The following is a 4852-nucleotide window of genomic DNA, read 5'->3' as shown; positions in this document are numbered from 1 at the left end:
TTGATTTCCTGTACATCCCCAGGTGTGAAAGCAGAACCCGCCAAAACTGTGACTTGTTCAGTTCTGAGTCCACCTGCGCGAGGAATTTCCTTAACTATGCTTTCGACAGCAACAGCAAAGCCATCTTGCAACGCACCTTTAAAATCTGGGGTAGGTGCAAAAACGATCGCTAAATCATTCAATTCGGGATGGCGATCGCGGATTTCCTTCAGAAAACCTTCAATGTCATCTCCTCTAGTTTCCGTTAACCCAGTACTACATAAACCAATAATTTCTGGGTTAGCCTTTTCCACCAGAGTCAGAATTGCTTGCTCTACATTCTCTTCGCCACCCAAGATAGTAGTGACTTCCGTCATCGCTGTCGTAGCTAGGGGAATCGCTTCCCGGAAATGCCGCACTAGGACAACTTTGGCGAAAGCAGTACAACCTTGAGAACCGTGGAATAAGGGCATTGTCCCTTTCAATCCCAAAAAGGCTAAGGTTGCGCCCAAAGCTTGACTTTGCTTGAGGGGATTAACTGTCAGTGCTTTGTTAGAAGCGGTAACGATCGCCATTAAACTTCCTCCTCTTCTTCCCAAGGAGCGGGTTTGCGTATTTGTTCCCAAATCGGGCTATACAAAGCTTCGTACAATTCCCGCGCCATCTCAATCATTCCCACATAACCTGCATAAGGATGGTGGCGTTCTTGGTTGATATCAAGGAAAGGAATTCGAGCTTTCAAAGCTGTGTATTGGTTACGTCCACCAGCAATCAGCATATCTGCGCGAGTGTCTTTAACCACTTGTAGCAATTCCTGAGCGTTGCCCTTCTCCAGCATGATGCCATCGTTGTTGAGCAACTTCTTGATTTTGGCTTTATCTTCCTCAGTACTTTTTCGAGTACTGGTAGCAACAACTTCAATGCCTAAGTCTCTAGCAGCCGAAATAATCGACCAACTCTTGACACCACCAGTATATAAAACAACCCGCTTACCTTTGAGTCGAGCGCGATAAGGAGCCAGTGCCAAATCTAAAGCAGCCGTTTCTTCTGCAATTAGCTTTTCTGTCCGCTCTTGTAAATCAGCGTCGCCTAATTTAGCGGCGATATTTCGCAGACAGCGATTCATATCATCGATGCCGTAGAAAGACTCTTCAATGTAGGGGATGTTGTAACGCTCCTCCATCTTTCTCGCCATGTTGAGCAGCGCTCGTGAGCAGATCATGACGTTGAGCTTGGCGCGGTGGGCATAGCGAATTTCATTGTAGCGAGCATCGCCCGTAATTTTGGATAAAATACGGATGCCTAACTTTTCTAACAGTGGTGTTACTCCCCACATTTCACCGGCGATGTTGTATTCACCGATTAAGTTAATATCATAGGGCGTTGTATGTTCCGGTTCTGCTGTTCCGACAACATATTCTAATAAAGCTTCACCACCAAAACGGTTGCCCAGATTTTTACTGCCAATGAATCCTGGGGCAATGACGGGAACAACAGGAATACCAATTTTCTCAGCCGCCGCTTTGCAGACAGCATCAAAATCATCGCCAATTAGGGCTGTAACGCAAGTAGCGTAAACGAATACTGCTGCTGGTTGGTAGCGCTCTTTGAGTTCTAGAATCGCTTTGTAGAGCTTCTTTTCGCCACCAAAGATGACATCATTTTCACCCAAGTCAGTCGTAAAGCCCATTTTGTAGAGTTGAGGGCCAGACGACAGACTACCACGACTGCCCCAGGAATTACCAGCACAGGCGATCGGCCCGTGGACTAAATGAGCAGCATCTGCGATCGGCACTAAAGAAATCATTGCACCATCAAAGGCGCAGCCCCCTTGAGCCGCGCCAGGTTGTGCCTGTTGGGCGCAAGACTTGTTTTTCTTTTCGGATTGTTTGTGCTGATTATGTTCGCATCCTGTCTCAGTCAGCAGCTCGTTGATTTTGCCTTGGGTGCTTTTCATCTCTCTTCTCGTACTGAATTGTTAATTGTCCTTTGTCATTTGTCATTTGGATAACTAATAACTAATGACTAATGACCAATGACCAATGACTAATGACTAATGACTAACAAATGTATCTTGTGACATCCTCTCCACATACATCAGCAAGGTAAGATAGAGCGCGGAAACGCAATCCTACAAATTCGTCATATAAAGGATTGAGTTTACATAATGGTGGGATATCAATAGACTTCCCAAATAATTTAATTTGTCGCTCAAAGGGACAACAACAAGGAATTGTTTGGCAAATTAGATGAGCGATGCGATTATTTTTAACCTGAATTCCATCCACTACAGCACGCAACGGATTCAGAAGATTGTGGAACCACCCTGGCTTTTTCTGATTAGGTGGATGGTAATTAGGATGAGGATGAGTGTGAGTATGTTCGTGAGTGTGATTGATGGTTTCCATTGATAAATTCCTTGGGTAAATGCTATCAAGAAAAAGGGGGAAAATAATTCGTAATTCGTAATTCGTAATTCGTAATTATTTTCTCCCCTTAATTAACACGTTGTGTTTCTACGCAATTTCTAACGAATCAAGTCGTAGGAAATATCTGTCTTAGAAGGAATGTTGGTGTTGCGATCGATTTCTTCAAACAGGGTATTTACAACCCAGTTAAGGAGGTTGATTATACCTTGATAACCGATGGTGGTGTAGCGGTGTAAGTGGTGACGATCTATGATAGGATAGCCAATTCTCACTAAGGGAGTCTTGGTGTCGCGCCACAGGTACTTACCGTAGCTGTTACCGATGAGCAAGTCTACGGGTTCGGTGAACATCAAAGAACGCATGTGCCACAGGTCTTTACCAGGCCAAACAGTTGCATGTTGACCAAAGGGGCTAGAAGCAAGCAGTTCTTTCATTTCTGCTTCAAATACTTCGTTGCTGTTGTGAACCAAGATATGCACAGGTTCAGCACCCATTTCTAGCATAAAGCCAACTACGCAGTATACTAAATCTGGTTCGCCGTAGATAGCGAAGCGCTTGCCGTGAAGCCATGAGTGGGAGTCAGTCATGGCATCAACTGCCTGACCGCGTTCGATTTCCAATTGTTCGGGAATGGGGATACCACTCAATTCGCTGAGTTTCATCAAGAACTCATCAGTACCCTTAATGCCCCAAGGACGGGAAACTGAAGTTGGTTGCTTCCATTCTTTTTCGATGTACTCGCGGGTTTTGAGAGTAGAGTGTGCTTGCAGAGCGATCGTAGCTTTCGCATTGATTGAATCTTCTGCATCTTCTAGCTTTGTTCCACCTGGGTACATATCGAACTCACCTGTGTTGGGTGAATCGAGGTAGTCGCTGTTGTCGGCTAGAATTGTGTAGTCAAAACCGAACAGGGAAGCAATCCGCTTGATTTCGCGGTTGTTGCCTACGTATGTATCAAAACCTGGGATGAAGTTGATTTTACCATTGCTGGTTTCTTTCTTATGACCTGCGGTCAAGTTAGAAAGAATTCCCTTCATCATGTTGTCGTAACCAGTGATGTGGGAACCGACAAAGCTAGGAGTGTGAGCGTAGGGAACTGGGAAATCTTGAGGAACTGAACCAGCTTCCTTAGCGTTGTTGATGAAAGACTGTAAGTCATCACCAATTACTTCTGCCATACATGTGGTGCAGACAGCGATCATCTTAGGCTTGTAGAGTTGGTAAGAGTTCGCCAAGCCGTCAATCATGTTTTGCAGACCACCAAACACGGCTGCATCTTCAGTCATTGAAGAAGATACACCAGAGAATGGCTCTTTGTAGTGACGGGTTAAGTGCGTGCGGAAGTAAGCAACGCAACCTTGAGAACCTTGAACAAAAGGTAGAGTACCTTCAAAACCAACAGCAGCAAAAATTGCTCCTAGTGGTTGACAACCTTTAGCAGGGTTAACGGTTAAAGCTTCACGAGCGAAGTTCTTTTCACGATAATCCCAACTCTTTGTCCACTCTGCAACTCGTGTTACTTCTTCGGCTTCGTGACCGTTTTCAAACTGCTTTTTGTTTTCAAATAGCTGTTTGTACTCTGGTTGGTGGAATAACTCGACGTGATCTTGAATTTTTTCTGGATTCTGAGGCATTTCTGGATCTCCAAGGTTACTGAATTCTTTAGTAATTGAGGTGGGAGTGGAGAGTAGGGAGTAGGAATATGATTCAAAATTCAAAATGCAAAAATCAAAATAAATTTTTAATCTTTCAATTTTGAATTTTGTATTCCCAACTCCCCCCTGGGGTTTTAGCCCCAGGTTATCCTTACTTATCTCACTCTCCCATTTCCCTAAACGGCAGCCTTAGCCTTAGCTTCAGCCTTCTTAGCCTGAGCTTTTTCATTCCAAGGAGCGCCAATTAATGCCCAGGTTGGGCTGTTGAGTGCCAAGTCCATATCACGAGCGAAGATGGCGAAGCCGTCATAACCGTGATAAGGGCCGGAGTAATCCTTTTTATGGTTTAATTCTTTTCAACTGTTTAATGTTTGCAGTAAACAGTGTCAGCAATAAGCATTGTTCGCTGATAACACATTTATTTTTAGGCTAAATATAGGCTAAAAACACAGCGATGCATAATCAGGTTTAGGACTCACGCATCATCTAAATGTTGTCCTAAGCCAGGGCGTTGCTAAATCAAGTGATGATTCTTGTATGGTGGGCATCTTATCCGCCTGGAAATAGAAGGGACGGGCAAGATGCCCATCCCACAAAACCAGCAAAATCATTCCGCAAATATGCAACACCGCCCGGTGTTTATGTTCATCTCTGCAATCACAGCAACAAAGAGCGCACGATGAGAGCAAAAGTACTACTGGAATTAGAGAAAGTTAATCTGCGTTTAAAGTCTGCAAAGGCTAAAGTAACAATTAGAGAATCGAATGGAAGTCTGCAATTACGAGCGAC

At 44.3% G+C, this 4852-nt stretch carries 5 protein-coding genes and 1 pseudogene; 1 reads left to right on the top strand and 5 read right to left on the bottom strand.

Annotated elements, in window-relative coordinates:
* The 5 genes and pseudogenes from VE944_RS02180 to VE944_RS34045 form a co-directional block, all read right to left on the bottom strand.
* On the bottom strand, positions 1-554 hold a 554-nt coding region (locus tag VE944_RS02180), incomplete at its 3' end, for a nitrogenase component 1 (RefSeq protein ID WP_324971591.1).
* The gene (gene nifE, locus VE944_RS02175; RefSeq protein ID WP_324971588.1) at positions 554-1936 is read right to left on the bottom strand and encodes a nitrogenase iron-molybdenum cofactor biosynthesis protein NifE; all 1383 of its coding nucleotides are present in this window, start codon (positions 1934-1936) and stop codon (positions 554-556) included. The genes VE944_RS02180 and nifE, both read right to left, overlap by 1 nt.
* A gap of 103 nt (positions 1937-2039) precedes the next feature.
* Positions 2040-2387, bottom strand: coding sequence for a Mo-dependent nitrogenase C-terminal domain-containing protein (locus VE944_RS02170; RefSeq protein ID WP_324971586.1), 348 nt, complete (start codon positions 2385-2387; stop codon positions 2040-2042).
* Positions 2388-2506: 119 nt separating this feature from the next.
* A complete protein-coding gene (gene nifK / locus VE944_RS02165) occupies positions 2507-4042 on the bottom strand; it encodes a nitrogenase molybdenum-iron protein subunit beta (RefSeq protein ID WP_324971581.1) in 1536 nt (511 codons plus the stop codon).
* Between the two features lie 197 nt (positions 4043-4239).
* A pseudogene (locus VE944_RS34045) lies at positions 4240-4407 on the bottom strand (nitrogenase molybdenum-iron protein alpha chain); the annotation flags it as partial.
* Between the two features lie 182 nt (positions 4408-4589).
* On the opposite strand from VE944_RS34045, the gene VE944_RS02160 reads away from it, so the two are divergent.
* Positions 4590-4852, top strand: a 263-nt coding sequence (locus VE944_RS02160) for a hypothetical protein (protein ID WP_324971578.1), incomplete at its 3' end; no start/stop codon positions are given.

Origin of the sequence: Nostoc sp., from assembly GCF_035638895.1 — a bacterium.
Taxonomy (GTDB): Bacteria; Cyanobacteriota; Cyanobacteriia; order Cyanobacteriales; family Nostocaceae; genus Nostoc.
This window is presented reverse-complemented; position numbering and strand designations above follow the sequence as displayed.